A 26,081-nucleotide genomic window follows, 5' to 3' on the forward strand; every position below is an offset into this window, starting at 1 on the left:
CCCAGGGCACGGGCTGCCGGCGACCGCCCGCACACCATCAAGGGGGGTGGTCAAATCGTCTCGCCACCGCCGAATGGCTTGACTGGACAAGACTGCGCGTGAAGGTTGGTCGCGGCTTTCCTCAACAGCCGGCTCCTCCGTATGGCCCGCCGCCAGACCGCGCGCAACACGCATGCCTCCCTCCGGATCGGCGTTTCCGCCGGTACGGTCGGACTGCGCCGCGCGCTGGTCGGCTGGCTTGCCGTCCTGGCTCTGCTGATCCAGGTGGCGGTTCCCGATCTGGCCATGGCGGCACGGGCACAGGCGGGATTGCCCGCGGGGTTCCTGACCGCCCCGACGGCGGCCGACCATTGCGGCACCCTCCCATCCGATGCACAGGACAGCGAAGGGCTGGCTGGCGGAGACCATGCCGGCGAAGGCCATGACGGGTCCGGCCATCCCGTCATGGATCATGACGGCCTCTGCGCCTTCTGCCTTGCGCTCGGCACCCATGGCCTGCTCCCCGGTTCCGCCGTCGTCCGGCCGCAGGCCGTCCATCGCGTGCCGGTTGTCGCACCGGTTGCCACCGGCATTCACCCGGACGACCATTTCCTGACCTGTCTCAATCCCCGCGCTCCGCCGGTGTGACGGCCTATTCCCCGTCATCACCGGACCATCATTCCGTTCAGGAGCGCATCATGACCCGCATCATTTCCCTGGCGCTCGCCGCCGGGACCCTTTGCCTTGCCCTGTCCGCCGGCAGCGCCGCTGCGCATGTCACACTGGAAACCCGTGAAGCGCCGGCCGGCAGCTATTACAAGGCGGTGCTCAAGGTCGGCCACGGCTGCGACGGCTCGCCGACCACCGCCATCCGCGTCCGCCTGCCCGACGGGGCGGTGCTGGCCAAACCGATGCCGAAGCCGGGCTGGACCCTGGCGACCAAGGAAGGCCCCTACGCCCAGCCTTATGAGTCGCATGGCCGCAGCATCACCCAGGGCGTCACTGAAATCGCCTGGACCGGCGGCAGCCTGCCCGACGCCTGGTACGACGAGTTCGTCTTTCAGGTCGTGCTGCCCAAGCAGCCCGCCGGCACCATGATTTACATCCCGGTGGTGCAGGAGTGCGAGAAAGGCGTCCACCGCTGGATCGAGATCCCCGAAGCCGGCAAACCGGCGGACGATTATCGGGAGCCGGCACCGGGCCTCAAGCTGACCGAACCCAAGCAGCACTGACGGCGCCCCGGCACCGGCCGGAAGATCGGGCTGCATGCCGGCTGCCGCGATGGCTGAACGGCATGCAGCCCCTTGGCCGTACCCTCCACGATAGCGAGGCATCCTCATGCGTCCCAGCCCGCGTCGCAGGCTTACGGGTCTGTCCGTCCTCTTCTTCGCCGTGCTGCTCCTCGCCGCCCTGCCGCGAACCGGTTGGGCCCATGCCGTCCTGATGGAGTCCGTGCCGGCCGACGGCGCCAGCCTCGACGCCGCGCCGGCAGCCCTGTCGCTGGAGTTCAATGAGCCCGTCACCCCCGTCCGCATCCAACTGCTTGACCAGCAGGGGCGGGATATGGCCGATCCGCAGGGTGCGCTGGCGGAGGACAACCGCGTCCGCCTCGCCCTGCCACCGGGGCTGCCGAAGGGCCTGTATGTCGCCAGCTATCGCGTCACCTCCGCGGATGGGCATCCCGTCGCCGGCTCTTTCACGTTCGGGATCGGCGTGACGCCGGCACCGACGACCGGCACGCCTCCGGTGGACGATCCGTCCCGGGCTACCGCCTTCGCCGGGCTGCTGCTGCGGGCGATGCACTATGCCGCCCTGCTGGCGGGGACCGGGGGCGGCCTGTTCCTGGTGCTGGTGACCGGACGCTGGGCACCGCTCAACGACCGCCTGAAGCCGGTTCTTTGTCTCACGCTGCTGGTGGCCGGTCTGTCGGCGGTGCTTCTGGTGGGAGTGACCGGTGCGACTCTGGCCGGTCAGCCGCTTGCCACCCTGGCGACAGGCGCCCCCTGGACCACCGGGGCGGGGAGCAGCGTCGGCCTCAGCGCCGGCATCGCTCTGCTGGCCCTGCTCTGCTCGGCTTGCGGCTTGGCCATCGAGGCCCGTTCCGCGATGGGACCGGCGTTGCTGGTGGCGGGGGCATTGCTGGGGGCCGCCTCGCTGGCCGCCACCGGCCACGCCGCCACGGCTCCTCCCCGCTGGCTGAGTGCGCCGCTCGTCGGCCTGCACGGACTGATGGCGGCCTTCTGGGTCGGCGCCTTCTGGCCGCTGTCCATGGCACTGCGCCTGGAATCCCCGGCCGAGGCCGCAAGGCTGACCCGCCGCTTCTCGCGGATCGCCATCGGTGCCGTGGCCATTCTGGCCGGAGCCGGCATGGTTCTGTCCGCGATCCAACTCCAGTCCGTCCAGGCCATCCTCTCCAGCGGCTATGGCTGGGTATGGCTGGGCAAGATGCTGGCGGTCCTGCTGCTGCTCGGGCTGGCGGCATGGAACCGGCAAGTCCTGACCCCTGCCCTGGACCAGAGTGGCGACCGGAATGGTGGCCGCGCCGTCAGGTCCCTGCGGCGGAGCATCGGCCTGGAGATGGCGGCGGCAGGCACCGCCCTGCTGCTGACGGCGGCCTTCGCCCTGACGCCGCCGCCGCGCGCCCTCCATGCAAGCGAGGAGAAGCCTCCGGCCGGCTTTTCCGCCGTCGCGGTGAAAGGCGGGCTCATCGCCCTCATCGATGTCGGCCCGGCCATGCCTGGACGCAACGGCGTTCGGCTTCACCTTCAGAACGAGGACGGCAAACCGGTTACAGCCCGTGAGGTGACGATGAATTGGGAGCTTCCTTCGGCGGGTGTGGCTCCGCTGCGGCATGCCCTGACGAGCTTCGGTCCCGGCTTCTTCGGAGCCGACGACACGACGCTGCCGCTGGCCGGGCAATGGTCGTTGCGTCTTGAGGTGCTGATCGACGATTTCGACAAGCGGGTGTTCCAGACGGAGGTTCCGATCAGGGAAACGCCGGCAAGCACGGAGGGGATTCCCACGAGCCCGAACCTTCGCTAGAATCGAGCCCGGTCCCGCCATCCACGGTCTTCGATCCCATGGCCAACAGCGCTGACACCTCCAGCCCGTCCATCGATCTCCGCTGTGACCATTGCGGCCGGCCACATGGGCAGATGCTTCGTTGCCTGCCCGACGGCCGTTGGCTGTCGCCCGACAACGGGTGGATCGACGCCAACGGCGACCAGGCGTCCTGGCCGGATGTCGTCGACTACGCCCGTCTGCGTCACTCGCGTGCCGTTGTCGGTCTCTACCGTCAGTCGGCAGCGGCAAGGATGGCCGCTGAAGACCATCACCGGCTCTGTCGGCGTTGCCACTTCGTGACCGGTCGCGAGAAACATCGACGGGTGGCGCGGCTGCGGGCCCTCACGCGCTTCGCCCTCGGCGACCTGTTCGACGGCACCTACGCCGTCTGAGCGGCGGCCGGACACGCGCGGGCAAGCCCAGCGCATAAGTCACTGAAGACCGACATTTTTTATTCCCCCGGACCGGCCGCATAGCATCGCGCCGATGGCGAAAGCGCGCAGAATTGATGCGGCGCAGCAACGCAAACGTTTGCGCAAACGTTTCGATGGCGCTAGCTTCGACCGGTCCCGCCCAGTTGGAGCCGCTTTGCGATGAAACGGATTGGCCTTCTCAATGCCCCGCTCAGCCACGCGATTGCCTCGCTTGGCCATACGCAGGCGTTGGTCATCGCCGATGCCGGGCTGCCGATTCCGGCCGGACCGGAGCGGATCGACCTCGCGGTGACGCCGGGCCTGCCGTCCTTCCTCGACATCCTCGACGCGGTGGCGGACGAGATGATGGTGGAACGCGTGGTGATCGCGGCCGAGATGACGATTGCCAATCCGTCCCTGCGCGCCCAGCTGTCCGTCCGGCTGGACCGCATGGCCGCGGCGCAGGGCCGGCAGATCGCGGTGGAGGAAGTCCCCCATGAGGAGTTTAAGCGGCTGACCGTGTCCTCCTCCGCCGTGGTGCGCACGGGCGAGTGCAGCCCCTACGCCAACATCCTTCTCTATTCCGGTGTAACCTTCTGAGCGCAGAGGGCGTGATGGATTCCCGATCCGGATTCCTGCTCGACCTCCAGGGGGTCGGCAAAGGCTTCAACGGCGTGACGGTGCTGGACGGGGTGGATTTTCGCCTGCGTGCCGGCGAGGTCATGGCCCTGATCGGCGAGAATGGCGCCGGCAAATCGACGCTGATGCGGATCGTCACCGGCATCGTCCAGCCCGACAGTTCCAGTGCGATGACGTTCCGCGGCCAGCCGGTGCGCTTCACCGCGCCGCGGCAGGCCATCGACGCCGGCATTGCGATGATCCATCAGGAACTGAACCTGTTGCCCCATTTGTCGGTGGCCGACAACATCTGGCTGGGGCGCGAGCCGCGCAACCGGCTGGGCCTGATCGACCGCGGCCGCATGCGGCGCGAAGCCAAGGCCCTGCTGGAGCGGCTGCGCCAGACCATCGATCCGGACTGCCCGGTCGGAAGCCTCAGCGTCGGGCAGCAGCAGATGGTGGAGATCGCCCGCGCCCTGTCGCTGAACGCCGAACTGATCGTCATGGACGAACCGACCGACGCGCTGACCGACGTCGAGACCGCCGTCCTGTTCGAGGTCATCCGCGGCCTGAAGGCCGACGGCAAGGGCATCGTCTACATCTCGCACCGGCTGGGTGAGATCTTCGCGCTGTGCGACAGCGTCACGGTCCTGCGCGACGGGCACATGGTCCATCGCGGGGCGGTCGCCGATCTCGACGAGGCGGCCCTGATCCGCCACATGGTCGGCCGCTCGATCACCGACCAGTACCCCTATCTGCCCTGTCCTGCCGGGGCCGAGCGGCTGACGGTGGGGGGATTGAGCGCCGACGGCGTGAACGACGTCAGCTTCAGCGCCGCCGGTGGCGAGATTCTGGGATTTGCCGGGCTGATGGGCGCCGGGCGGACCGAACTGGGCAAGGCGATCTTCGGCGCCAGCCGGCTGCGCGCCGGCAGCGTCCGCGTCGATGGCGCCGAGGTCCGGCTGCGCCATCCCCGCGACGGCGTCGCCGCCGGCATCGCCTATGTGCCCGAAGACCGCAAGGCCGAGGGGCTGATCCAAGGCCATTCGATCCGCACCAACATGTCGCTGGCGGCGCTCAAGCAGCTTTGCGGCCCCGGCGGTGTCGTCCGGCAGGCCGACGAGCGGTCGGCCGTCGACCGCTTCATGGCTGCCTTCGCCGTCAAGGCGCATGGCATCGGGGCGGAGGTGCGGACGCTGTCCGGCGGCAACCAGCAGAAGATCTCGCTGGCCAAGGCGCTGATGCTGTCGCCCAGAATCGTGATTCTCGACGAGCCGACGCGCGGCGTCGATGTCGGCGCACGGCGCGAGATCTACGGCCTGATCAACGATTTGAAGGCCAAGGGCCTGTGCATCCTGCTGATGTCCTCGGACATGCCGGAACTGCTGGGCCTGTCGGACCGCATCCTCGTGATGGCGGGGGGGCGGATCACCGGCCGCTTCGGCCGGGACGAGGCGACCCAGGAAAAGATCATGGCCTGCGCGATCGGCTGACGGGCAGGAAGAGAGACGACGATGACCACGCTGAAACGCTTCCTGTCCCGCAACAAGCCGCTGGTCGGCCTGATCGTGCTGATGGCCGCCGTCGCGGTCATGAGCCCCAGCTTCATGACCGTCGACAATCTGCTGAACATCCTGCGGCAGACCTCGATCAACGCGGTGATCGCGGTCGGCATGACCTACGTCATCCTGTCCGGCGGCATCGACCTGTCGGTCGGATCGGTGCTGGCCTTCTGCGGCGCCGTCTGCGCCTGGCTGGTGGCCGGGGACCTGTCGATCTGGCTGGCGATCCCGCTCAGCCTGCTGCTGGGTGCCGGCCTGGGCGCCATCAACGGCGTCGTCATCGGCACCGGCGGCGTGCAGCCCTTCGTCGCCACGCTGGTCGCCATGACGATGCTGCGCGGCGCCACGCTGGTCTTCACCGACGGGCGGCCGATCACCACCGGGACCGGTGCGGCGGCCGATGCGTTCTGGAGCGTCGGCGGCGGCTATCTGCTCGGCATTCCGGTACCGGTGGTCGTGGCGGCGGCGGTCTTCGCCGTCTGCGGCCTCGTCCTGACCCGCACCCGCTTCGGCCGCTACACCTATGCGGTCGGCGGCAACGAGGTGGTGGCGCGGCTGTCCGGCATCCGCGTCAATCTGGAAAAGACGACGATCTACGCCCTGTCGGGCCTGCTGGCGGCACTGGCCGGCGTCATCCTGACTGCCCGGCTGGAAAGCGCGCAGCCGACCGCCGGAGCCGGTTACGAGCTGGATGCCATCGCCGCCGTCGTGGTCGGCGGCACCAGCCTGTCCGGCGGCAAGGGCACCCTGTTCGGCACGCTGGTCGGCGCCCTCATCATCGGCGTGCTGAACAACGCGCTGAACCTGATGGACGTCTCCTCCTATTACCAGATGATCGCCAAGGGCGCGGTCATCCTGCTCGCGGTGCTCGCCGACAGCCGCAAATCGCCGTAAGGCGACCGCTTCACCGGATCGGCCCCCCTTTGGACCCGTTGCCTGGCCCAATCAGACGAACAAAAGCGATGAGGAAGGAATCCAACCATGCGTAAGCTTCTGACCGCGGCCACCGTCGCCGCCACCGCCCTGCTCGCCTCGGCCAACGCCCAGGCGGCCGACACCATCGCCCTGGTCGTCTCGACCCTCAACAACCCGTTCTTCGTCACGCTGAAGAACGGGGCGGAAGCCAAGGCCAAGGCGCTGGGCTACAATCTGCTGGTCCTCGACTCCCAGAACGACCCGGCCAAGGAACTGGCCAATGTCGAGGATGTGGTGAACAAGAAGGTCAAGCTTCTGCTGGTGAATCCGACCGATTCCGACGCCGTCCGCTCGGCGGTCCGTTCGGCCAACCGCGCCAAGATTCCGGTGGTGACGCTCGACCGCTCGGCCAATGGCGGCGAGGTCGCGTCGCACATCGCGTCGGACAACGTCGCCGGCGGCCGGATGGCCGGCCAGCTGGTGGTCGACATGCTGAAGGGCCAGGGCGCCGTCGTCGAGTTGCAGGGCCTGCCGGGCGCGTCGGCCGCCCGCGACCGCGGCAAGGGCTTCCACGAGGCGGTGGACAAGGCCAGCGGCCTGAAGGTGGTGGCGAGCCAGCCGGCCGACTTCGACCGCACCAAGGCGCTGAACGTCATGGAGAACATCCTCCAGGCCCAGCAGAAGATCGACGTGGTGTTCGCCCACAACGACGAGATGGCGCTGGGTGCCGCCAAGGCGATCCAGGCATCCGGCCGCAAGATCCCGGTGGTCGGCTTCGACGGCACCGACGAGGGCGTCGCCGCGGTCAATGCCGGCACCCTGACGGCGACGGTCGCCCAGCAGGCCGGCCTGATCGGCGAGAAGGGTGTCGAGACCGCCGACAAGGTCCTGAAGGGCGAGAAGGTCCCGGCCTTCACGCCGGTTGAGTTGAAGATGGTGACGAAGTAAAGCACGGGCCCGCCTCTGCCGGCGCGGCCAAGGGGGCTGGCACCGGCGGGGGCGGAACGTGTTGAGGAGAGCGGCGGCATGGTGACGATCAGGGATGTGGCCCGCGAGGCCGGCGTGTCGATGAGCACCGTCTCCCACGTCATCAACGCCACCCGCTTCGTGGCGCCGGAAACTGAACAGCTGGTGCGCGCCGCCATCGACCGGCTGGGCTACACGCCGAACGGCATCGCGCGGGCGCTGAAGGGCAACCGCACCCGCACGCTCGGGATGATCGTCACCGCCAGTTCCAACCCCTTCTTCGCCCATGTGATCCACGGGCTGGAGACGGTCAGTTCCGACCGCGGCTACAGCCTGATCCTGTGCAACACCGACGATGAGCCGGACAAGCAGCTCCGCGCCTTCGAGGCCCTGCACAACCGGCGGATCGACGGGCTTGCGGTGCTGACCAGCAACGCCGATCCCGGCTTTCTCGACAATGTGCAGGCGCGGGCGCCCGATCTGCCGCTGCTGCTGCTCGACACCGACCCGCATCCGGGCGCCTGCACGGTGACCGACGATTCAGTGATGGGCGGACGGCTGGCGGCACGGCTGCTGGCGGAACGCGGCTTCCGCCGCATCGCCTGCATCACCGGTCCGGGGCGCCATCCGCGCTCCCGCGCCCGGCTGGCCGGCCTCGTCGAGGAGTTGGGCAAGGCCGGCCTGACGCTGGAGCCGGGGCTGCTGCGCGAGGCCGACCTGACCATTGCCGGCGGTTACGCGGCGGCGGCATCGCTGCTCGACGGGGGGGAGCCGCCGGAGGCGGTCTTCGCCTTCAACGATCTGATGGCGGCCGGCGTGCTGCGCGCTGCGGCCGAACGTGGGCTGGCCGTGCCGGACCGCCTGTCGGTCTTGGGGTACGACGACATCGAACTGGCCGCCTACCTCACCCCGCCCTTGTCCACCATCCGCCAATCCGCGGGCCTGCTGGGCGCCCGCGCGGCGGAGTTGCTGATCGACCATCTCGAAGACGGCCGGCCCCTGCCCGACCTGTTGTCCCTGCCGCCCGACCTCGTGCTCCGCGCCTCGGTCGGCTGGCCCTGTGCGAGGCTTTCATGACGTCAAACCGCCCTATCGTCGTCTTCGGCAGCGTCAACATCGACGTCTGCGCCTATTCCGACCGGCTTCCCCGTCCCGGCGAGACCGTGCATGGCACCGGCTACGCCATGGGGCTGGGCGGCAAGGGCGCCAACCAGGCCGCAGCATCCGCCCGGCTGGGCGGATCGGTCGAGATGGTCGGCCGGACCGGCGGCGATGCCTTCGGCGAGATGGCGCGCAGCCGGCTGGCCGGCTTCGGCGTGCGGACCGGCCACCTGTCGAACGACGCGGCCAACCCGACCGGGATCGCGGTGATCGGCGTCGAATCCTCCGGCGAGAACTGCATCACCGTGATCGGCGGCGCCAACATGGCGGTGAGCGAGCAGGACGTGGCCCAGGCCGCCCCGCTGTTCGCCGAGGCGTCCGTGCTGCTGCTTCAGCTGGAAATCCCGCTCGGCGCCGGGCTGGCCGCGGCAAGCGCGGTGCGGGCCGGCGGCGGCCGCATCATCCTGGACCCGGCGCCGGCCCCGCATGGCGGGCTGGCCGCCGACGTCTTCCGGGCCGTCGATGCCATGACCCCGAACGAGACGGAGACCGAATCCCTGGTCGGGCTGCGGCCGACGACCCCGGACGAGGCCGCCGTAGCGGCGGAGCGGCTGGCCGAGCGCGGCCTGTCCATCGCCATCGTCAAGATGGGCGCCAAGGGCGTCTACTTCCGCGGCCCGGGGCAGCAGGGCTTCATCCCGCCCTTCCCGGTGACGGCGGTCGACACCGTCGCGGCCGGCGACTGCTTCAACGGCGGGCTCGCCTTCGCGCTCGCCCGCGGCGACGATCTGGCTGGCGCGGTGCGCTTCGCCGCCGCCTGCGGGGCGCTCGCCACCACCCGCGCCGGTGCTGCGGACTCGGCCCCGACGCTGGCGGAGGTGGCGGCGCTGCTGGGGTGATCGGGATCGCCCCGCGCCGCTACACGGCGTCCTGGGTCACCGCTCCATCCCCGGCATTCGATGCGGCCTCGCCCCGCCGCAGCTTGTGCAGGGCGACGTCGATGGTCCGCTCATAGCTGACCAGGGGCGGTTTCAGCCCGTGGCTGAACAGCGCCTGCCGCGAGGCGTGGCTGGTCCCGGTCAGGATCAGCTTCACGCCGCGCCGCGCCGCCTTGTGCGCCAGCCCCTCGATCGTGTTGGCCGCGGTCGAATCGAGAAACGGCACGGCGCTGAAATCGACGATCAGAACCCGGTGGGTGTCGGCGATGCGGTCGAGCACCGAACCGATGGACGCCGCTGCCCCGAAGAAGAACACGCCGGAAATCCGGTAGATCACCACCTCGGGATCGGCGGCACCCTGATCGTAGGGCTTGCGGGCGACCAGGGCGCCGTCGGCGCTGTCCTCCGCAACGAAGGGCGTCTGGCTCTCGATGGCGGTGATGGTCGACATGCGGTGGATGAACAGCACCGAGCCGAGCGCAAAGCCGATGACGATGGCTTCGGTCAGGCCGGTGAAGACGGTCAGCAGGAAGGTGGTCAGCAGCACCGCGGCATCGCCGCGCGAGGCGCGCAGGAGGGCGGCGATGGCCGGCTTCTCCACCATGTTCCACGACACGACGGCCAGGACGCCGGCAAGGCTGGCGAGCGGAATGAAGCTGGCGAGCGGTGCCGCGACCAGGATGAAGACCAGCAGGAACACGGCGTGCAGTATGCCGGCGACCGGCCCATGGGCGCCAGCGCGCACGTTGGTCGCCGTGCGGGCGATGGTGCCGGTGACGCAGATGCCGCCGAACAGGCCCGACGCGATGTTGGCGATGCCCTGCCCGACCAGTTCGCAGTTGGAGCGGTGGCGGCGTCCGGTCATGCCGTCGGCGACCACCGCCGAGAGCAGCGATTCGATGGAGCCGAGCAGCGCGAACGAGACGGCACTCGGCAGAACCGCCTGAATTTTTTCGAGCGTGATCGCCGGCAGGGCCGGCATCGGCAGGCCGGACGGAATGCCGCCGAACTTGGTGCCGATGGTCGCGACGTCGAGGCCGAAGGCGGCGGTCACGACGGCGCTGCCGGCGACCGCGATCAGCATGCCCGGCCAGTGGGGCCGCACCGCCTTCAACCCGACGATGATGCCGACGGACGCCAGCGCCAGCCCGACCGACGCCGGGTCGGCCGTCGGCAGGCCCGACCACAGCACCGGCAGCTTTTCAAGCAGAGGCCCGGGTTCCGGCCCGCTCAGGGTCAGGCCGAGGAGATCCTTGATCTGGCTGGCGAAGATGATCACGGCGATGCCGGCGGTGAAGCCGACCGTCACCGGATAGGGCATGAATTTGATGTAGGTTCCCAGCTGCAGGAGGCCGATGGCTGCCAGCATCAGGCCGGACAGCAGGGTGGCGAGGATCAGCCCGTCGATGCCATGCGCCTGCACCGTGGCGGCGACCAGCACGATGAAGGCGCCGGCGGGCCCGCCGATCTGGAACCGGCTGCCGCCCAGGGCGGAGACGAAGAAGCCGCCGAAGATCGCCGTGTAGAGTCCCTGTGCCGGCGACGCGCCCGAGGCGATGGCAATCGCCATCGACAGCGGAAGCGCCACGATGGCCACCGTCAGTCCGGCGATGGCGTCGGCGCGGAGGTTCGAAAGCCCGTAGCCCTCGCGCAGGATGGTGACGAGCTTCGGGGTGAACAGTTCGGCAAAGCTCGGTCGATGGGAAATCGGTGCGGTCATCTGTCCGGCGGCCTTCTGGAATAAGGCGGCGGGATCGTCGGCATCAGGTCGGCGGTCGCCGTCGCGCGGTCGATGGGGTGGGCGTCAGGGTTTGGCGCCAGGATTTGGCTTCAGTGTTTCAGGGCCTGGGTGCCGATGTCTTCAGGCGGACGCCGCGGCCGCCGGCGACGCTCTGCGCGTTGTCGCCGATCAGCTCGATTCCGGCGAGATCGAGCGCCTCCACCACCCTGGTCAGGCTCTCCACCACGCCGCGCACGTTGCCGTCGCTCGCCTCCATGCGCTGGATGGTCGGGACGGACAGTCCGGCCAGTTCGGCCAGCGTCTTCTGATCGATCCCAAGAAGCGCCCGGGCGGCGCGCAGCTGCGAAGCCGTGATCATCCCGTATACCCCGCTGATACATGCAAGTCGGCATCTAAAACATACATTATGATGTTTAAAACGTCACTAGAGATGTTTGAGACCATGGCGCTTTCCCGGCCCCCGTTGCCGGACGCCCCGCCCGTGCCATGCGATGGAATGCATGCCCACCGGCGAAATAGGCCGTTTCGGATCCGGTATAATTTGGGCAGGATTGTCCCAGGGATTTGCTGGAACATAAGGACAAGACGATGGACGGGATGGTTACGGGGCTCGACGGGCTGACCGCGGACATGACGGATTGGCGGCGCGATCTGCACGCCCATCCGGAAACCGCCTTCGAGGAGCAGCGGACCAGCGACTTCGTGGCGGAAAAGCTGGCCTCCTTCGGGCTGGAGGTTCATCGCGGCCTCGCCAAGACCGGTCTGGTCGGGATTCTGCGCAATGGCGAGGGACCGATGGTCGGCTTCCGCGCCGACATGGACGCGCTGCACATCCACGAGGAAACCAACCTTCCGCACAGCTCGCGCAATCCCGGACGCATGCATGCCTGCGGTCATGACGGGCACACCGCCATGCTGCTGGGTGCCGCCCGCTACCTGACCGAACACCCCGAACTGTTCCGGGGCACCATCGTCTTCATCTTCCAGCCGGCGGAAGAGAATGAGGGCGGCGGCCGGGTGATGGTGGAGGAAGGGCTGTTCGACCGCTTCCCCGTCGAAAAGGTCTTCGGCATGCACAATTGGCCAGGGCTTGAGGTCGGCCGCATCGCGCTTCGCCCCGGCCCGCTGATGGCGGCCTACGACATCTTCGAGCTGACCCTGACCGGCAAGGGCACGCATGCCGGCATGCCGCATATGGGGACTGACACGATCATGGTCGGAAGCCAGATCGTCTCCGCCCTCCAGACCATCGCCAGCCGCAGCGTCCATCCCATCGATTCGGCCGTCGTCAGCGTCACGCAGTTCCACGCCGGCGACACGTGGAATGTCCTGCCCGGCACCGCCGTTCTCCGCGGCACCGTCCGCACCTTCCGGCCGGAGGTTCAGGATCTGGTGCAGCGCCGCATGGGCGAGGTGGCGACCGCCATCGCCGCCGGATTCGGAGTCGAGGCCAGCCTGCGCTACGAGCGGCGCTATCCGCCCACCACCAACAGCGCCGCGGAGACGGAACTGGCCCGGCGGGCGGCGGCACGCGTGGTCGGAGAAGAGGCGCTCGACCTCGATCCGATGCCCAGCATGGGGGCGGAGGATTTCTCCTTCATGCTGCAAAAGCGGCCGGGCTGCTACGTCTGGGTTGGTGCCGGACCGTCGGACCAGGGCCGGAACCTGCACAGCCCGCACTATGATTTCAACGATGCGGTGCTGCCCATCGGCGCCAGCTATTGGGTCCGGCTGGCGGAAACCGTCCTGCCGAAATGATGCAGATCATGTACATGCGTCCCGATTTCCCGATCAGGACGCATGACATGAAAAAATTTCCGCGGAAAAATCTTGGGAATTGCGTACGTGTGTCCATTGTCCCATAGTTCGGCGGGAAACGGATGGCCCTAACTCCAAAAGGGGATAAGGGCATGGCGGATTTCAGCCGAACAGGGACGGGCGCGACGTGACGAACCAAGGGGCACATCAGGGGGCGGGCCAGGCGCAGGACATTCCGGGCCGGGGTGGCATCTGGCAGCGTCCGGACTCGCTGTGGGAGGCCACCGCCCCGCCGCCGCCCGTCCTGCCGACGTTGCAGGACAGCGTGCAGGCCGACGTGCTGGTGATCGGCGGCGGCTTCACCGGGCTTTCCGCCGGTCTGCATGCGGCCGAGGCCGGGCGCCGCGTGGTGCTGCTGGAGGCGTCCGAACTGGGACGGGGCGCCTCCGGCCGCAACAACGGGCAGGTCATCCCGACGCTGACCCGTCCCGACCCCGCCGACCTCATCGACCGCTTCGGTTGGGAGAGCGGGGAGCGCCTGGTCGGGCTGATCCGCGACAGCGCCTCCACCCTGTTCGATCTGGTGCGCCGCCTTGGCATCGACTGCGCGGCGGAACAGACCGGCTGGGTTCAGCCGGTCCATTCGCCGGGCCGCATCAAGATCGCCGAGCGCCGGGCAACGCAATGGGGCAAGTTCGGCGCCGACGTCGAATTGCTCGACCGCGCCGCCGTCTCCGCCATTCTCGGCACGGACGCCTATTTCGGCGGCTGGATGAACCGGACCGGCGGACACATCAACCCGCTGGCACTGGTGCGCGGGCTCGCCGCCAAGGTGGTCGCAGCCGGCGCGGCGGTCTACGTCAACTCCCCCGCCTTGTCGGTGCAGCGCCGCGGCGACTCCTGGGTCGCCCGCACCCCGCAGGGCATGGTGACCGCCGGCTCCCTGGTGCTGGGCACCAACGGCTATGCCGCATCGATCTTCCCGGAAATCCGGACGGAGGTCGTACCGGTCCTGTCCTGGCAGATGGCGACCGCTCCCCTGGGCGACAACGTCCGCAAAACCGTCCTGCCGGGCCGGCAGGCGATGTCCGACACCCATGGCGACCTGCGGTTCATGCGCTACACCGCCGACAACCGGCTGGTGACCGGCGGCGCGCTGCTGAACCCGGTGAATGGGGCGGAGCGCTTGAAGCGCATCGTCGGCGCCCGTCTGGCCGGGATGTTCCCGGCACTGAACGGCGTCGGCTTCGATTATGTGTGGAATGGCCGCATCGCCATGACCACCGATTACTTCCCCCGTGTCCACCGGCTGGGGCCGAACGGCTTCGCCTGGGCCGGCTGCAACGGGCGCGGCGTGGCGCTGTCGGTCTCGCTGGGACGGGAACTGGCCCGCGCCGCCATCGGACAGGATCCGAAAGACCTTGCCCTGCCCTTCACCGCACCGACGCCCCTGCCCTTCAACGCCCTGCTGCAACGCATCGGGCCGCTGAAGATCCTGCAATACCGCTGGAACGACGCCCGCGAAGTCTGATCGAGGAGACTGCCAGCATGTCCGACGGCCCCGACTACCCCACCCTTCTGCGCAATGCCTACGCGATGCGCGCGGCGTCCTATGCCCACATGTTCGATGTGCTGCGCGAACGTTTCGGCACCGAAACAGCGCTTGAGGTCGGACAGGAATCCACCCGCCGTCTCGGCGAGGCGATGGGCGTGAAATTTGCCGGGCACGGTCCCGACGACCTGACCGGCCTGTGCCATGCCTTCCTCGACGGCATTCCCAACCGCGACAGCATGTTCGCGCCGGAGATCAAGCGGTGCGACGGCGAGGCGCTGGAAATCCATTTCCACCGCTGCCCGCTGAAGGAAGCCTGGCAGGCGCAGGGCCGGTCCGACACCGATCTGGAACTGCTCTGCAAGATGGCCGGCGCCATCGACGGCGGCCTGTTCGAGGCCGCCGGGTTCGTCTTCAAGGGCGAGACCTGGAAGCCGGGCGACGAGGGCTGTTGCCGGCTGAAGGTCCTGCCCGGCGCCAGAGCCGCCGAATAAACGCGCATCGCCGCAAAGCCTGTAAAGACAGACAATAAGAGGGTGCCATCGCCATGAAGTTCCGCCTCCTCACGCTGACGACCCTCACCGCCGCCGGACTCGCCGGTTCGGCTTTCGCTGCCGACACGGTCAAGCTCGGCTACCAGCTGCCGCTGACCGGCGACACCGCGCAGTACGGCCAGGACTTCCGCAAGGCCGCAGAGATCGCGCTAACCGAGTTCAACGCCGCCGGCAAGCCGTTCAAGGTCGAGATCGTCTTCGAGGACAGCCGCTCCGACGCCAAGGAGGGCACCAACATCGCCCGCAAGTTCGTGGACGACAAGGAGATCGTCGGCGTTCTGGGCGACTTCACCTCCGGCGTTTCGATGGCGGCGGCGCAGGTCTACAAGGACGCCGGCATGCCGCAGCTGTCGCAGACCGCCTCGCACCCCGACTACACCAAGATCTCCAAGTACCAGTTCCGCAACATCGCCACCCAGGCGCAGGAAGGCCCCTACAACGCCAAATGGATGGCGGCCAAGGGCTTCAAGAACGTCGCGGTGATCGCGGAACAGACCGACTGGGGCCAGTCGGTGGTCAGCGGCTTTTCCGACGCGGTCAAGGCCAATGGCGGCACCGTTGCCTTCTCGGAATTCTTCAACCGCGGCCTGAAGGACTACCGGTCGCTGATCAGCAAGCTCGAGCGTGCGAAGCCCGACGCGATCTACACCGGCTTCTTCTACGAGGACGGCGCGCAGTTCCTGAAGCAGTTGCAGCAGCTGGGCATCAAGACGCCGGTCTATTCGACCTCGGCGGCCTATAGCCCGAAGCTGATCGAACTGGCCGGCGGCGCGGCGGAGGGCGTGCATCTGACCTCCAACTTCCTGCCGACCGACCCGTCGCCGAACGTCCAGCATTTCGTCGACGAGTGGAAGAAGCGTTCCGACGGCGCGGTGCCCGGCCAGTTCCCGGCCCAGGCCTATGACGCGGTCCGCATCATGCTGGCGGCGGTGGAGAAGGCTTCGCCCAACCCGACCCGCGAGAAGGTGCGCGACGCGCTGGCCCAGACCAGGGACTTCCCCGGCGTCACCGGCAAGACCAGCTTCAGCGCCGACCGCGAGGCCGAGAAGGAGCTGGTGAAGGTCGAGGTCAAGGGCGGCGCCTTCGTTCCGGTCGCCGACTGACGCCTCCCGGCAAACGATCCCCAGCGCCCCTCTTCTCAGCGACAGAGCCCGCATGTTCGATCCCTATTATCTCCAGCAGCTCGCCATCGGCCTGTCGCTGGGCATGACCTACGCGCTGATGGCAATCGGCTTCACGCTGATCTTCGGCGTGCTGAACGTCGTCAACTTCGCCCATGGCGAGATCTACACGCTGGGCGCCTTCGCCGGCCTCGTGCTGATCTCGGCCACGGCGCCACCCATCGTGGCGGTGATCCTGGGCGCGCTGGCAATCGGGGCGCTTGCGGGCTTCTCGCTGGAGCGGATCGCCTTCAAGCCGTTCCGCCGCTTCACCGACGAGGCGTCGCTGAAATCGCGGGCGATGCGGGAATCGACCCTGCTCTCCTCGCTGGCGGTGTCCATCGTGGTGCGCGAGGCGCTGGAGATCGTCTTCGGATCGCAGATGCGCTCCGTCCCCTTCGAGTACCTGATCAACACGCCGGTGCGCGTCGGCCCGGTGATCCTGGTGACCGGCGACTTCATCATCTTCGGCGTCGCCGCCGCCATGCTGATCGGCCTGCAATATCTGCTGACACGCACCCGCGTCGGGCTGGCGATCCGCGCGGTGTCCAACAACCCGCTCGGCGCCAAATATGTCGGCATCGACACGGATCGCACCATCATCACCACCTTCGTCGTCGGATCGATGATGGGGGCGGCGGCCGGTATCCTGATGGGGCTGTACTATGGCGCGGTCTTCCCGGCCATGGGTTTCACCCCCGGCATCAAGGCCTTCGTCGCCATGGTGATGGGCGGGCTGTCCTCCATCCCCGGTGCCGTGATCTGCGCGCTGATCCTCGGCATTTCGGAAAGCATGGCGACGACCTTCGTCTCGTCGGGCTGGTCGGACATGGTGGCCTACGGCTTCCTGATCCTGACCCTGATCTTCTTCCCCAACGGCTTGTTCGGAGCGCGCCGTGAACGCGTTTGAGACTGCGGCACCTGCCGATGGCCTGACCCGGCGCCGGGGGCTGCTGGTCCCGGCGCTGATCCTGCTGCTGGTCTTTGCCGCGCTTCCGGCGGTGCTGGCCGGCTTCGACAAGGGCTATTTCTACCAGATCGCCAATCTGGCGCTGATCTTCGTCCTGCTGTCGGCCTCCATGCATCTGGTGACGGGGGTGGCCGGGCTGCTGCATCTCGGGCATGCCGCCTTCTACGGCGTCGGCGCCTACACCGCGGCCCTGCTGACCTCCAAGCTGGGGCTTGGCTTCACCGTCACGCTGCCGCTGTCCGGTCTGGTGGCGGCGCTGGTCGCCTTCCTGGTGGCGCTGCCGACCATGCGGCTGGTCAGCATCTATTTCGCCGTGGCGACGCTCGCCATCGGCCAGATGCTGTATCTGGTCATGCTGAACTGGGTGGACTTCACCAAGGGTCCCAACGGAATCATCGTCTCCAAAGGGTTCGAGCTGTTCGGCTTCGGCCTGTCCGGCCGCCTCGCCGCCTACTACACGGTGGCGACGGTGGTGACGCTGTCGGTCATCGCCATCGGCCGGCTCAGCCACTCCTATTACGGCAACGCCCTGCGTTCGATCCGCGAGGACGACCAGTGCGCCGATGCCATGGGCGTCAGCACCGTGCGGCTGAAGATGGAGGCCTTCACCCTGTCGGCCTTCTTCGCCGGGGTGGCGGGCGGCCTGTGGGCGCACATGACCGGCTACATCTCGCCGGGCGACTTCAAATTCTCGGAATCCATCCTGATCCTGGCGATGGTGGTGGTCGGCGGCCTGGGCAGCCTGCCGGGGGCGGTCATCGGCGCGCTGCTGCTGATCCTGCTGCCGGAAGGGCTGCGCGGCCTGGGCGACTTCCGCAACATCATGGTCGGTCTGGTGATGTTCCTCTCCATCCTGCTGCTGCCCAAGGGCCTGCTGGGCGAGGTGTCGGCCCTGCGGCTGGTCCGCCAACAGCTGGGTGCGGCATGGCGGACCACCGGCCCGGCAAATGGCAAGGGTGAAGGGATCGGCTGGCGATGACCCATCTTCTTGAAATCCGCAACGTCAGCCGCCGCTTCGGCGGCGTCCAGGCGGTCGGCGACGTCACCGCCCATGTGAACGAGGGCGAGCTGGTCGGGCTGATCGGACCGAACGGCGCCGGCAAGACCACGCTGTTCAACCTGATTTCCGGCTTCACCCCGCTGTCCGGCGGCACCGTCGCCTTCGCCGGCCGGACCATCAGCGGGATGACGCCCAATCAGGTGGCGCGGCTGGGCATCAGCCGCACCTTCCAGAACCTGCGCGTCTTCCCCAACATGTCGGTCTTCGACAACGTGTCGGTCGGCGCCGTCGGCGCGCTGCCGCAGGGGGCGTTCGGCGCGCTGTTCGGCGGGCTCCACCGGAGCGGCCGGGACCGTTCCGCCGAGATCAGCCGCCGCACCTGGGAAGCGCTGGAGGCGGTCGGCCTGACCCATGTGGCGGCGGAACTGGCGGCCAACCTGCCCTACGGCCAGCGCAAATATCTGGAGATCGCCCGCGCGCTCGCCATGCGGCCGCGCTTCCTGATACTGGACGAGCCGGCGGCCGGGCTGAACGACACCGAGACGCGCGATCTGGCCGCCTTCATCAAGCGGCTGCACGGACAGGGCCTGACGATCATGCTGGTCGAACATGACATGACGCTGGTCATGGGCATCTGCCAGCGCATCCTGGTGCTGGCCTCCGGCCGCAAGATCGCCGACGGCACGCCGGACGCCATCCGCAACGATGCCGCCGTCCTCGAAGCCTATCTTGGGGTGGATGAATGACCGCGCTGCCAATAACAGCGCCGCTGCTCTCGATTGCGGACCTGCATGTCGCCATGGGACCGCAGGAGATCCTGCACGGTGTCCGCCTGGATGTGCCCGAGGGCGCCATCGTCGCGGTGCTCGGCTCCAACGGCGTCGGCAAGACCACGCTGATGCGCACCGTGTCGGGCATCTACCGGGCGAAACAGGGGACCATCACCTTCCGCGGCCAGCCGATCGCCAACATGCCGGCCCACCGCATCGTCCAGCTCGGCCTGTCGCAGGCACCGGAAGGGCGGCAGATCTTCTCCAACATGAATGTCCGCGAGAATCTGGTGCTGGGCGGCGGCGATGTCGGGCTGGGCGAGCTGGACCGCGTGCTGGCGATGTTCCCGATCCTGAGCGAGCGCCTGCGCCAGAATGCCGGATCGCTGTCCGGCGGCGAGCAGCAGATGCTGTGCATCGCCCGCGCCCTGATGCGCCGGCCGAGCCTGCTTCTGCTCGACGAGCCGTCGCTGGGGCTGGCGCCGAAGATCGTCGCGCAGATCTTCGACCTGATCGGCCGCATCCGGGCCGAAGGGGTGTCGATCCTGCTGGTCGAACAGAACGCCCGCGCCGCACTGCGCATTGCCGACCATGCCGCGGTGCTGGAGGATGGTCGGATCGTGCTGTCCGGCCCGGCCGACCAGCTGCGGGACGACCCGCGCATCGCCGAGGCCTACCTCGGCGGCCACGCCCATTGAAATCCGATTGACGCCACCTCACGGAAGGAAGCCAGTCATGACCCAGACCATGGGCATCCTCGAACGCCGCCGCATCGAGGCGGAAATCCTGAAGCCGGTCTATGAGGAGATGGCCGCCCGGCTGGGTGAAGCCACCGCACAGGAGATCCTGGGCGCGGCGATTACCAAGGCGGCCCTTGCCGCCGCCAAGTCCTTCGCCGAGACCGAGCCGGAGGGCACCAGCCTGAAGAGCTTCGCCGATCTTCAGCCGCTGTGGACTAAGGACGACGCGCTGCAGCTGGATGTGAAGCGGCAGGACGACACGCATTTCGACTACAACGTCACCCGCTGCCGCTACGCCGAGATGTACCGGGAGATGGGGCTGGGGTCGATCGGGCACCTGCTGTCGTGCAACCGCGACGCCGCCTTCTGCACCGGCTACGACCCGCGCATCAAGATGGAGCGCACGCAGACCATCATGCAGGGCGCCGACCATTGCGACTTCCGCTATCGCTTCGAGGTTAAGGAGGAGTAGGCGCAGCGGTCAGCCGCTTTTCGATCTCCATCAGCACGAACAGCGCGGCGCCGACGGCGGCCATCCCCGCCCAGGCGGTGACGCCGACCGCAGCCGTGCCGAACAGGGACTGCAAGGGCGGCGCATAGGTGAAGGCCAGCTGCAGCAGGGTCATCACCGCGATGGACAGCCAGACCGGCCGGCTGCCGGCCAGGGCGGACGGCAGCCCAGCCCGCCCATGCAGGTCGCGGGCGCTGAGCAGGAAGAAGATCTCGCCCACCACCAGGGCGTTGACGGCGATGGTCCGCGCCTCCTCGATGCCATCGCCCTGCAAGCGGTGGAAGTGGAAGAAGCCGAAGCTGGAGGCCACCAGCAGGGCCAGCACCACCACCATCCGCCGCACCAGCCGGCCGGTCAGTATCGGCTCGTCGCGCGGGCGCGGCGGGCGGGCCATGACGCCGGGTTCCGGCGCCTCGAAGGCCAGCGCCAGCCCCAGCGTCACCGCGGTCACCATGTTGACCCACAGGATCTGCACCGGCGTGATCGGCAGGATGCTGCCCGACAGCACCGCCAGCAGGATCACCACCGCCTGCGCTCCGTTGGTCGGCAGCATGAACAGGATGGTCTTGCGCAGATTGTCGTAGACGGTGCGCCCCTCCTCCACCGCATGGACGATGGAGGCGAAATTGTCGTCGGCCAGCACCATCGCCGCCACCTCCTTCGCCGCCTCGGTGCCGTTGCGGCCCATGGCGACGCCGATGTCGGCGCGCTTCAGCGCCGGGGCGTCGTTGACGCCGTCGCCGGTCATGGCGACCGTGTCGCCCGCCGCCTGGAGCGCAGCGATCAGGCGCAGCTTGTGTTCCGGGGTGGTGCGGGCGAAGACGCTGTTGGCCTGCGCCGCGGCGGCGAAGCCGGCCTCGTCCAGCCGGTCCAGCTCCGGCCCGCCGATGACGCCGTCCGGCAGGCCGAAGCGCCGGCCGATGGCGGCGGCGGTGGCGGCATGGTCGCCGGTGATCATCTTCACCGTGATGCCGGCCTGCCGGCAGGCCGCGACCGCAACCAGCGCCTCTTCCCGCGGTGGATCGATCAGGCCGCAGAGACCGAGCAGTTCCAGCCCCGCCTCCCCCAGATCCTCGACGTTCAGTTCCGACAGCTCCACCGATGTGCGGCGCATCGCCAGCGCCAGGACGCGCTGGCCCTGCCCGGCCAGTTCAGCGGTCACGGCGGACCAATGCAGCCGGTCCACCGGCGCCGTGCCGGCGCCGCGCCGTTCCCGCTCACACAGCGCCAGCACCCGCTCCGGCGCCCCCTTCACCACCAGGATGCCGTGGCCGGCATGGTCGTGATGCAGGGTCGCCATGTACTGGCGTTCGGATTCGAAGGGCAAGGCGTCGCGGCGCGGGAAGCGCGTCGCCTCGCCGGCCGGGTCCAGCCCCGCCTTCATCGCCAGCGCCAGCAGCGCACCATCGGTCGGGTCGCCGGCCAGTTGCCACGCGCCGCCGGGGTCGCGGTAAAGGGCGGCGTCGTTGCACAGCAGGGCGGCACGCGCCAGGTCCAGCAGCAGCGGTTCCCCGGCCGGATCGACCAGCCGCCAGTCTCCATCCAGGCTGCGACCGATCTCGCCCTCCGGCGCATAACCGCTGCCGCCGGCGCGATAGCTGGCGTCGGCAGTCACGATGCTGGTCACCAGCAGTTCGTTGCGGGTCAGCGTGCCGGTCTTGTCGGTGCAGATGGTGCGGACGCTCCCCAGCATCTCGACCGCCGGCAGATGGCGGATGATGGCGTTGCGCCGCGCCATCCGGGTCACGCCCACCGCCATGGTGATGGTCATCACTGCCGGCAGCCCTTCCGGGATCGCCGCCACCGCCAGCCCGACCGCGGTCAGCACCATGTCCTGCCATGGCTCGCCATATACCAGCATTCCGAACAGGACAGTGACCGCCGCCAGCAGCAGGATGCCGCCGGTCAGCCAGCGGCCGAACCGCGCCATCGACACCAGCAGCGGCGTCGCCACCGTCGTGACCGAGGCCAGAAGATGGCCGATGCGCCCAACCTCCGTTGCGTCGCCGGTCGCCACCACGATGCCGGTGCCCTGCCCCTGCACCACCATCGTGCCCGCATAGGCCATGCCGCCGCGGTCGCCCAGGGCCGCATCGGCGGCAACGGGTGCGGCGGACTTGGCGGTGGGCACGGATTCGCCGGTCAGCGCCGCTTCCTGCACCAGCAGGCCCTTGGTGCGGTCGAGCCGCAGGTCGGCCGGCACCCGGTCGCCGGACACCAGGAACACGCGGTCCCCCGGCACCAGCGTTTCCGCCGCCAGGGTCACGGCATGGCCGTCGCGCAGCACCACCGCCTGGGGCGACAGCAGGGTGCGGATGGCCTCCAGCGCCTGTTCGGCCTTGTCCTCCTGGATGTAGCCGATCAGCGCGTTGACCAGCACGACGCCGAAGATCACCCCGGCATCCGTCCAGTGCCACAGCAGCAGCGCCACCGTGCCCGATGCCAGCAGCACATAGATCAGCAGATTGTGGAACTGCGCCACGAAGCGCATCCAGGCCGGCCGCCGTTTCGGCGGTGTCAGGCGGTTGGGGCCGAAACGTGCCAGCCGCGCCGCCGCCTCTGCGCTGTCGAGCCCGTCGGCCGGACTGCCGAGCCGTTCGGCAACGGCGCCGGCTTCCAGCGCGTGCCAGGGAGCTTCGTGCGGCTTGCTCTGCGGTGCGGAGACGCCTGGGCCTGTGTCTGCCAGCGGTGGCATGCGATCTGCCTCCCCGGAGGATTCTGACCTCAAGGATGACACCTTACCCATGCCGGGAGAAGGGATTAGACCGGCTGGTCCGCTCCGCAACCGGCGCATGGTGGCCGGCAACGGAGCGGACGCGACGAGTCCTCAGACCACGATCACAGCTGAGCGGTCAAACCTGGGCCATGCCGCCGTCGGCGAACAGTTCGATGCCGTTGACGAAGCTGCTGTCGTCGGAGGCCAGGAAGACGGCGGCCTTGGCGATCTCGTCCGGGTCGCCGACACGGCCCAGCGGCACCTGGGCGGCCAGATAGTCGACCAACCCCTGCTGCTGCGCGGCGTCCGGACCGGCCAGTTCGACCAGACCCGGCGTGCGGATCGGGCCGGGGCTGAGGGTGTTGATGCGGATGCCGCGATCCTTCAGGTCCAGGATCCAGCTGCGGGCGAAGTTGCGCACCGCCGCCTTGCTGGCGCTGTAGACGCTGAAAGCCGCCGTGCCCATGCTGCCCGCGGTCGAGCCGGCGAGGATCACCGAAGAGCCCTTGCCAAGCAGCGGCAGCGCCTTCTGCACGGTGAACAGCACGCCCTTCACATTGCGGTTGAAGGTGTCCTCGTACTGTTCCTCGGTGATGGCGCCCAGCGGCAGCATCCCACCGCCGCCGGCATTGGCATAGAGCACGTCGAGCCGGCCGGCCTCGCTCTGGATTTGGGCATAGAGCCGGTCGAGATCGGCGAGGTTGGAAGAGTCCGCCTGCACCCCCGTCGCCTTGCCGCCGGCCGCAACGATCGCCGCGACCGCGGCCTCCAGTTCCGTCTGGCGGCGGCCGGTGAGATAGACGGTGGCGCCTTCGGCAGCGAAGCGCTTGGCCGCGGCGAGGCCGATGCCGCTGTTGGCGCCGGTGACGAGGGCGATCTTGCCGTCAAGCTTGCGTGACATCTGAAGTCTCCTTGGAATTGGGTTGTTCGCTGGAGACAAAGCTATCGACGGCACCATCTTATCGAAATAGAAATGACTGAAAACCATCGTTGCAGGATTGGCGATGTCGAAGCTGCCGGATTTCGAAGGGCTGGCGATGTTCGCCAAGGTGGTGGAGGAGCGCTCCTTCGCCGGTGCGGCCCGCGCCATGGGGGTTTCGGTCGCCACCGTGTCGCGCGCGGTCAGCCGGCTGGAAGAGCGGCTGGGCGCGCGGCTGTTCAACCGCACCTCCCGCCGGCTGGCCCTGACCGATTTCGGCCATTCCCTGGCGGAGCGGGCGACCCGCCTCTATGACGAGGCGGAAGCGGCGGAGAATGCGGTGCGCGAGATGTCCAGCCGCCCGCGCGGCCTGATCCGCTTCGCGGTGCCGATGTCCTTCGGGCTGCGCTGGGTGGCGCCGCTGCTGCCGGACTTCTTCCGCCTTTATCCGGAGATCTCCATCGACCTGCACCTGAGCGACGCTGTCGTCGATCTGGTCGGGGATGGCTTCGATGCGGCCCTGCGCGTCGCGGTGCTGCCGGACAGCGCGCTGGTGGCGCGGCGGCTGTGCGGGGTGTCGCAACTGGTGCTCGCCGCCCCCAGCTATCTCGCCCGCCATGGCGAACCACGGCATCCCCGCGAGCTGGATGGCCGCCATTGCCTGGGCTATGCCTATCGCCGGCGCCAGGACATCTGGCACTTCACCAACAGCGCTGGCGAGGAGGAGAGCGTCACCCCATCCGGCCCGCTGCGCGTCACCAACTCCGACGCGCTGGTGCCGATGCTGCTGGAAGGGCTGGCCATCGCCGAGCTGCCGGAATTCATGGCGGCGGAGCATCTGGCCGACGGAACATTGACCGCCATCCTGACCGACTGGTCGCTACCGAAGGGCGGCCTCTACTTCATAACGCCGTCGGCCCGCGCACGGCCGGCCAAGGTCGGCGTACTGGCCGATTTCCTGATCGAACACCTGTCGGAACCGGTCTGGCGACGTCAGATCGACGGCATGAAATCGGATAAATAAGGGTTTGGGGCTTCAATCCAGAGCCAGCAACGGGCCGAAGGCCTCCTCCAGGCTGCTGCGGTGCAGGCCGATCTTCGCCGGATTGCCGGGCGTCAGGTTGACCGCGCGGATCATGCGGCGGACCACCCGGTCGGCCGTCACGTCGATGTCGATGATGTTGATGCAGCCGTAATCCTGCTCGAAGGCCGACAGGGCGGACAGGCCGGCGCCGCAGGCCCAGGACAGCAGCATCCGGTTCACCCCGTCATGGGCGACCAGCGCCAGATGGGTCCAGTCCGGTTGCCGCACCAGCGCCTCGATGGCGGCCACCACCCGGTCGCGCACAGCGGCGAAGCCGTCGCCACCGGCGAAACGTCCATCCTCCGCCGCCGCTTCGAAACCATAGACATAGGCGGCCTCGCGCCGCTCCTTCGGCACTTCCGACAGGCGGCCGGCGCGGATTTCCAGGAAGTTGGGATCGTCCTCCACCGGCAGCCCATGCGGAGCGGCCACCAGTTCCGCCGTCTGCCGTGTGCGGGCAAGGCCGGAACACAGCACACGGTCCAGCGGCACCCCGGCCAGCAGGGCACCCGCCGTCCGCGCCTCCTCCCGGCCGCGGTCGGTCAGCGCGGCAAGCTTCGGATTCAGCGGCTTGCCGTCGGCATCGTAATAGGCGACGTGACCGTGGCGCAGCAGGTAGAGGCGGCGGCGGGCAACCGTTCCTTCCAGGGGTGGAAACAGGCTCATCGGCCGGGTTCCCGCCGTTCCGCGGACAGCCGCTTGGGATTGCTCACCGCCAGCCTTGCCAGCGTGATGTCCGTCAGGACTGCCCGCAAGGCCGACTGCCGGTCCGGTGCGTCGAAGCGCCCGGCATCGATGGCGGCGCAGAGCCGCGGCAGCAGGGTCGGCAGATCGCCGGTTTCGCCCAGCAGGTCGCCGACGGCAACGGCCAGGGCGGGCTCGGCACCGGTGCCGGCGGCCAATTCCCGTTCTGCCGTGCCCAGCGCGTTGGCGATCATCAGTGCGGTGAAGCGCTGGTCGGCCGGCACCACCGGCAGGATCGCCTCGCGAAAGCTGCGCAGTGCGATGGCGACCAGATCGCGGGCGCCGGGATCGTCGTTGATCATGCCCC

The 26,081-nt window shown here is 68.6% G+C and carries 26 protein-coding genes; 20 read left to right on the plus strand and 6 right to left on the minus strand.

Features of this window, described 5'->3' with window-relative positions; all coding sequences use genetic code 11:
* The first annotated feature begins 141 nt into the window (after positions 1-141).
* The 10 genes from VH569_RS21730 to rbsK all read left to right on the plus strand — a co-directional run bounded on the left by VH569_RS21730 (position 142) and on the right by rbsK (position 9,516).
* Positions 142-627 carry a DUF2946 family protein gene (locus VH569_RS21730; protein ID WP_423317843.1) on the plus strand — a complete coding sequence of 162 codons (486 nt, stop codon included), beginning with the start codon at positions 142-144 and terminating at the stop codon, positions 625-627.
* 50 nt (positions 628-677) lie between these two features.
* On the plus strand, positions 678-1,211 hold the full coding sequence (locus VH569_RS21735) for a YcnI family protein (protein WP_423317845.1): 534 nt from the start codon (positions 678-680) through the stop codon (positions 1,209-1,211).
* A gap of 106 nt (positions 1,212-1,317) precedes the next feature.
* Positions 1,318-3,021, plus strand: a complete 1,704-nt coding sequence (locus tag VH569_RS21740; protein WP_423317847.1) for a copper resistance CopC/CopD family protein — start codon at positions 1,318-1,320, stop codon at positions 3,019-3,021.
* A 38-nt stretch (positions 3,022-3,059) separates the two neighbouring features.
* On the plus strand, positions 3,060-3,434 hold the full coding sequence (locus VH569_RS21745; RefSeq protein ID WP_423317849.1) for a hypothetical protein: 375 nt from the start codon (positions 3,060-3,062) through the stop codon (positions 3,432-3,434).
* 201 nt (positions 3,435-3,635) lie between these two features.
* On the plus strand, positions 3,636-4,055 hold the full coding sequence (gene rbsD, locus VH569_RS21750) for a D-ribose pyranase (RefSeq protein WP_423317851.1): 420 nt from the start codon (positions 3,636-3,638) through the stop codon (positions 4,053-4,055).
* A gap of 14 nt (positions 4,056-4,069) precedes the next feature.
* A complete protein-coding gene (locus VH569_RS21755; RefSeq protein WP_423317853.1) occupies positions 4,070-5,566 on the plus strand; it encodes a sugar ABC transporter ATP-binding protein in 1,497 nt (498 codons plus the stop codon).
* 21 nt (positions 5,567-5,587) lie between these two features.
* Entirely contained in the window at positions 5,588-6,529 is a 942-nt protein-coding gene (gene rbsC, locus VH569_RS21760; protein WP_098736466.1) for a ribose ABC transporter permease, read from the plus strand.
* A gap of 87 nt (positions 6,530-6,616) precedes the next feature.
* Positions 6,617-7,498, plus strand: coding sequence for a ribose ABC transporter substrate-binding protein RbsB (gene rbsB / locus VH569_RS21765; RefSeq protein WP_423317855.1), 882 nt, complete (start codon positions 6,617-6,619; stop codon positions 7,496-7,498).
* Positions 7,499-7,576: 78 nt separating this feature from the next.
* Entirely contained in the window at positions 7,577-8,593 is a 1,017-nt protein-coding gene (locus tag VH569_RS21770) for a LacI family DNA-binding transcriptional regulator (RefSeq protein WP_423317857.1), read from the plus strand.
* Positions 8,590-9,516, plus strand: coding sequence for a ribokinase (gene rbsK, locus VH569_RS21775; RefSeq protein WP_423317858.1), 927 nt, complete (start codon positions 8,590-8,592; stop codon positions 9,514-9,516). The genes VH569_RS21770 and rbsK overlap by 4 nt, the downstream gene beginning before the upstream one ends.
* Before the next feature lie 19 nt (positions 9,517-9,535).
* On the opposite strand, the gene VH569_RS21780 is transcribed toward rbsK, so the two are convergent.
* Positions 9,536-11,275, minus strand: coding sequence for a SulP family inorganic anion transporter (locus VH569_RS21780; RefSeq protein WP_423317860.1), 1,740 nt, complete (start codon positions 11,273-11,275; stop codon positions 9,536-9,538).
* Between the two features lie 118 nt (positions 11,276-11,393).
* Complete coding sequence (locus VH569_RS21785; RefSeq protein ID WP_423317862.1) at positions 11,394-11,654, minus strand: helix-turn-helix domain-containing protein; 261 nt, start codon at positions 11,652-11,654, stop codon at positions 11,394-11,396.
* Between the two features lie 230 nt (positions 11,655-11,884).
* On the opposite strand from VH569_RS21785, the gene VH569_RS21790 reads away from it, so the two are divergent.
* The 9 genes from VH569_RS21790 to VH569_RS21830 all read left to right on the plus strand — a co-directional run bounded on the left by VH569_RS21790 (position 11,885) and on the right by VH569_RS21830 (position 20,272).
* Positions 11,885-13,054: a M20 aminoacylase family protein gene (locus VH569_RS21790; RefSeq protein ID WP_376963194.1), complete on the plus strand. Its 1,170-nt coding sequence runs from the start codon at positions 11,885-11,887 to the stop codon at positions 13,052-13,054.
* Between the two features lie 187 nt (positions 13,055-13,241).
* A complete protein-coding gene (locus tag VH569_RS21795; protein WP_423317864.1) occupies positions 13,242-14,585 on the plus strand; it encodes an NAD(P)/FAD-dependent oxidoreductase in 1,344 nt (447 codons plus the stop codon).
* A 17-nt stretch (positions 14,586-14,602) separates the two neighbouring features.
* Positions 14,603-15,100, plus strand: a complete 498-nt coding sequence (locus VH569_RS21800) for an L-2-amino-thiazoline-4-carboxylic acid hydrolase (RefSeq protein ID WP_423317866.1) — start codon at positions 14,603-14,605, stop codon at positions 15,098-15,100.
* 53 nt (positions 15,101-15,153) lie between these two features.
* Positions 15,154-16,263: an ABC transporter substrate-binding protein gene (locus VH569_RS21805; RefSeq protein WP_423317868.1), complete on the plus strand. Its 1,110-nt coding sequence runs from the start codon at positions 15,154-15,156 to the stop codon at positions 16,261-16,263.
* Positions 16,264-16,315: 52 nt separating this feature from the next.
* Positions 16,316-17,230 carry a branched-chain amino acid ABC transporter permease gene (locus VH569_RS21810; RefSeq protein ID WP_098736474.1) on the plus strand — a complete coding sequence of 305 codons (915 nt, stop codon included), beginning with the start codon at positions 16,316-16,318 and terminating at the stop codon, positions 17,228-17,230.
* Complete coding sequence (locus VH569_RS21815; protein WP_423317870.1) at positions 17,217-18,269, plus strand: branched-chain amino acid ABC transporter permease; 1,053 nt, start codon at positions 17,217-17,219, stop codon at positions 18,267-18,269. The genes VH569_RS21810 and VH569_RS21815 overlap by 14 nt, the downstream gene beginning before the upstream one ends.
* A complete protein-coding gene (locus VH569_RS21820; RefSeq protein WP_423317872.1) occupies positions 18,266-19,036 on the plus strand; it encodes an ABC transporter ATP-binding protein in 771 nt (256 codons plus the stop codon). The genes VH569_RS21815 and VH569_RS21820 overlap by 4 nt, the downstream gene beginning before the upstream one ends.
* On the plus strand, positions 19,033-19,758 hold the full coding sequence (locus tag VH569_RS21825) for an ABC transporter ATP-binding protein (protein ID WP_423317874.1): 726 nt from the start codon (positions 19,033-19,035) through the stop codon (positions 19,756-19,758). Before VH569_RS21820 ends, VH569_RS21825 begins: the two co-directional genes overlap by 4 nt.
* Before the next feature lie 37 nt (positions 19,759-19,795).
* Positions 19,796-20,272: an L-2-amino-thiazoline-4-carboxylic acid hydrolase gene (locus VH569_RS21830; RefSeq protein WP_423317876.1), complete on the plus strand. Its 477-nt coding sequence runs from the start codon at positions 19,796-19,798 to the stop codon at positions 20,270-20,272.
* On the opposite strand, the gene VH569_RS21835 is transcribed toward VH569_RS21830, so the two are convergent.
* Both VH569_RS21835 and VH569_RS21840 read right to left on the minus strand, forming a co-directional pair.
* On the minus strand, positions 20,259-23,006 hold the full coding sequence (locus tag VH569_RS21835; RefSeq protein WP_423317877.1) for an HAD-IC family P-type ATPase: 2,748 nt from the start codon (positions 23,004-23,006) through the stop codon (positions 20,259-20,261). The genes VH569_RS21830 and VH569_RS21835 overlap by 14 nt on opposite strands.
* Positions 23,007-23,163: 157 nt before the next feature.
* On the minus strand, positions 23,164-23,928 hold the full coding sequence (locus VH569_RS21840) for an SDR family NAD(P)-dependent oxidoreductase (protein ID WP_423317879.1): 765 nt from the start codon (positions 23,926-23,928) through the stop codon (positions 23,164-23,166).
* 103 nt (positions 23,929-24,031) lie between these two features.
* Here VH569_RS21840 and VH569_RS21845 point away from each other — a divergent pair, with 103 nt between their 5' ends.
* Positions 24,032-24,970 (plus strand): LysR family transcriptional regulator, encoded by a 939-nt coding sequence (locus VH569_RS21845; protein WP_423317881.1) that lies wholly within the window; start codon positions 24,032-24,034, stop codon positions 24,968-24,970.
* 12 nt (positions 24,971-24,982) lie between these two features.
* On the opposite strand, the gene VH569_RS21850 is transcribed toward VH569_RS21845, so the two are convergent.
* Together VH569_RS21850 and VH569_RS21855 are read right to left on the minus strand one after the other, a co-directional pair.
* On the minus strand, positions 24,983-25,696 hold the full coding sequence (locus tag VH569_RS21850) for a histidine phosphatase family protein (RefSeq protein ID WP_423317883.1): 714 nt from the start codon (positions 25,694-25,696) through the stop codon (positions 24,983-24,985).
* Entirely contained in the window at positions 25,693-26,076 is a 384-nt protein-coding gene (locus tag VH569_RS21855; protein WP_423317885.1) for a DUF6285 domain-containing protein, read from the minus strand. The genes VH569_RS21850 and VH569_RS21855 overlap by 4 nt, the downstream gene beginning before the upstream one ends.
* Between the last annotated feature and the right edge of the window lie 5 nt (positions 26,077-26,081).

The organism is Azospirillum sp. 11R-A, assembly GCF_049472615.1.
Classification (GTDB): Bacteria; Pseudomonadota; Alphaproteobacteria; order Azospirillales; family Azospirillaceae; genus Azospirillum; species Azospirillum palustre.

Excerpts from the sequence above, each read along its gene's own strand:
- rbsD (WP_423317851.1), top strand. The coding sequence starts at position 3,636 with ATGAAACGGATTGGCCTTCTCAATGCCCCGCTCAGCCACGCGATTGCC.
- VH569_RS21805 (WP_423317868.1), top strand. The coding sequence starts at position 15,154 with ATGAAGTTCCGCCTCCTCACGCTGACGACCCTCACCGCCGCCGGACTC.
- VH569_RS21820 (WP_423317872.1), top strand. The coding sequence starts at position 18,266 with ATGACCCATCTTCTTGAAATCCGCAACGTCAGCCGCCGCTTCGGCGGC.
- VH569_RS21735 (WP_423317845.1), top strand. The coding sequence starts at position 678 with ATGACCCGCATCATTTCCCTGGCGCTCGCCGCCGGGACCCTTTGCCTT.
- VH569_RS21785 (WP_423317862.1), bottom strand. The coding sequence starts at position 11,654 with ATGATCACGGCTTCGCAGCTGCGCGCCGCCCGGGCGCTTCTTGGGATC.
- VH569_RS21830 (WP_423317876.1), top strand. The coding sequence starts at position 19,796 with ATGACCCAGACCATGGGCATCCTCGAACGCCGCCGCATCGAGGCGGAA.
- VH569_RS21745 (WP_423317849.1), top strand. The coding sequence starts at position 3,060 with ATGGCCAACAGCGCTGACACCTCCAGCCCGTCCATCGATCTCCGCTGT.
- VH569_RS21790 (WP_376963194.1), top strand. The coding sequence starts at position 11,885 with ATGGACGGGATGGTTACGGGGCTCGACGGGCTGACCGCGGACATGACG.
- VH569_RS21855 (WP_423317885.1), bottom strand. The coding sequence starts at position 26,076 with ATGATCAACGACGATCCCGGCGCCCGCGATCTGGTCGCCATCGCACTG.
- VH569_RS21810 (WP_098736474.1), top strand. The coding sequence starts at position 16,316 with ATGTTCGATCCCTATTATCTCCAGCAGCTCGCCATCGGCCTGTCGCTG.
- VH569_RS21840 (WP_423317879.1), bottom strand. The coding sequence starts at position 23,928 with ATGTCACGCAAGCTTGACGGCAAGATCGCCCTCGTCACCGGCGCCAAC.
- VH569_RS21770 (WP_423317857.1), top strand. The coding sequence starts at position 7,577 with ATGGTGACGATCAGGGATGTGGCCCGCGAGGCCGGCGTGTCGATGAGC.
- rbsK (WP_423317858.1), top strand. The coding sequence starts at position 8,590 with ATGACGTCAAACCGCCCTATCGTCGTCTTCGGCAGCGTCAACATCGAC.
- VH569_RS21845 (WP_423317881.1), top strand. The coding sequence starts at position 24,032 with ATGTCGAAGCTGCCGGATTTCGAAGGGCTGGCGATGTTCGCCAAGGTG.
- VH569_RS21730 (WP_423317843.1), top strand. The coding sequence starts at position 142 with ATGGCCCGCCGCCAGACCGCGCGCAACACGCATGCCTCCCTCCGGATC.
- VH569_RS21800 (WP_423317866.1), top strand. The coding sequence starts at position 14,603 with ATGTCCGACGGCCCCGACTACCCCACCCTTCTGCGCAATGCCTACGCG.
- VH569_RS21835 (WP_423317877.1), bottom strand. The coding sequence starts at position 23,006 with ATGCCACCGCTGGCAGACACAGGCCCAGGCGTCTCCGCACCGCAGAGC.
- VH569_RS21850 (WP_423317883.1), bottom strand. The coding sequence starts at position 25,696 with ATGAGCCTGTTTCCACCCCTGGAAGGAACGGTTGCCCGCCGCCGCCTC.
- rbsC (WP_098736466.1), top strand. The coding sequence starts at position 5,588 with ATGACCACGCTGAAACGCTTCCTGTCCCGCAACAAGCCGCTGGTCGGC.
- VH569_RS21755 (WP_423317853.1), top strand. The coding sequence starts at position 4,070 with ATGGATTCCCGATCCGGATTCCTGCTCGACCTCCAGGGGGTCGGCAAA.
- VH569_RS21825 (WP_423317874.1), top strand. The coding sequence starts at position 19,033 with ATGACCGCGCTGCCAATAACAGCGCCGCTGCTCTCGATTGCGGACCTG.
- rbsB (WP_423317855.1), top strand. The coding sequence starts at position 6,617 with ATGCGTAAGCTTCTGACCGCGGCCACCGTCGCCGCCACCGCCCTGCTC.
- VH569_RS21740 (WP_423317847.1), top strand. The coding sequence starts at position 1,318 with ATGCGTCCCAGCCCGCGTCGCAGGCTTACGGGTCTGTCCGTCCTCTTC.
- VH569_RS21780 (WP_423317860.1), bottom strand. The coding sequence starts at position 11,275 with ATGACCGCACCGATTTCCCATCGACCGAGCTTTGCCGAACTGTTCACC.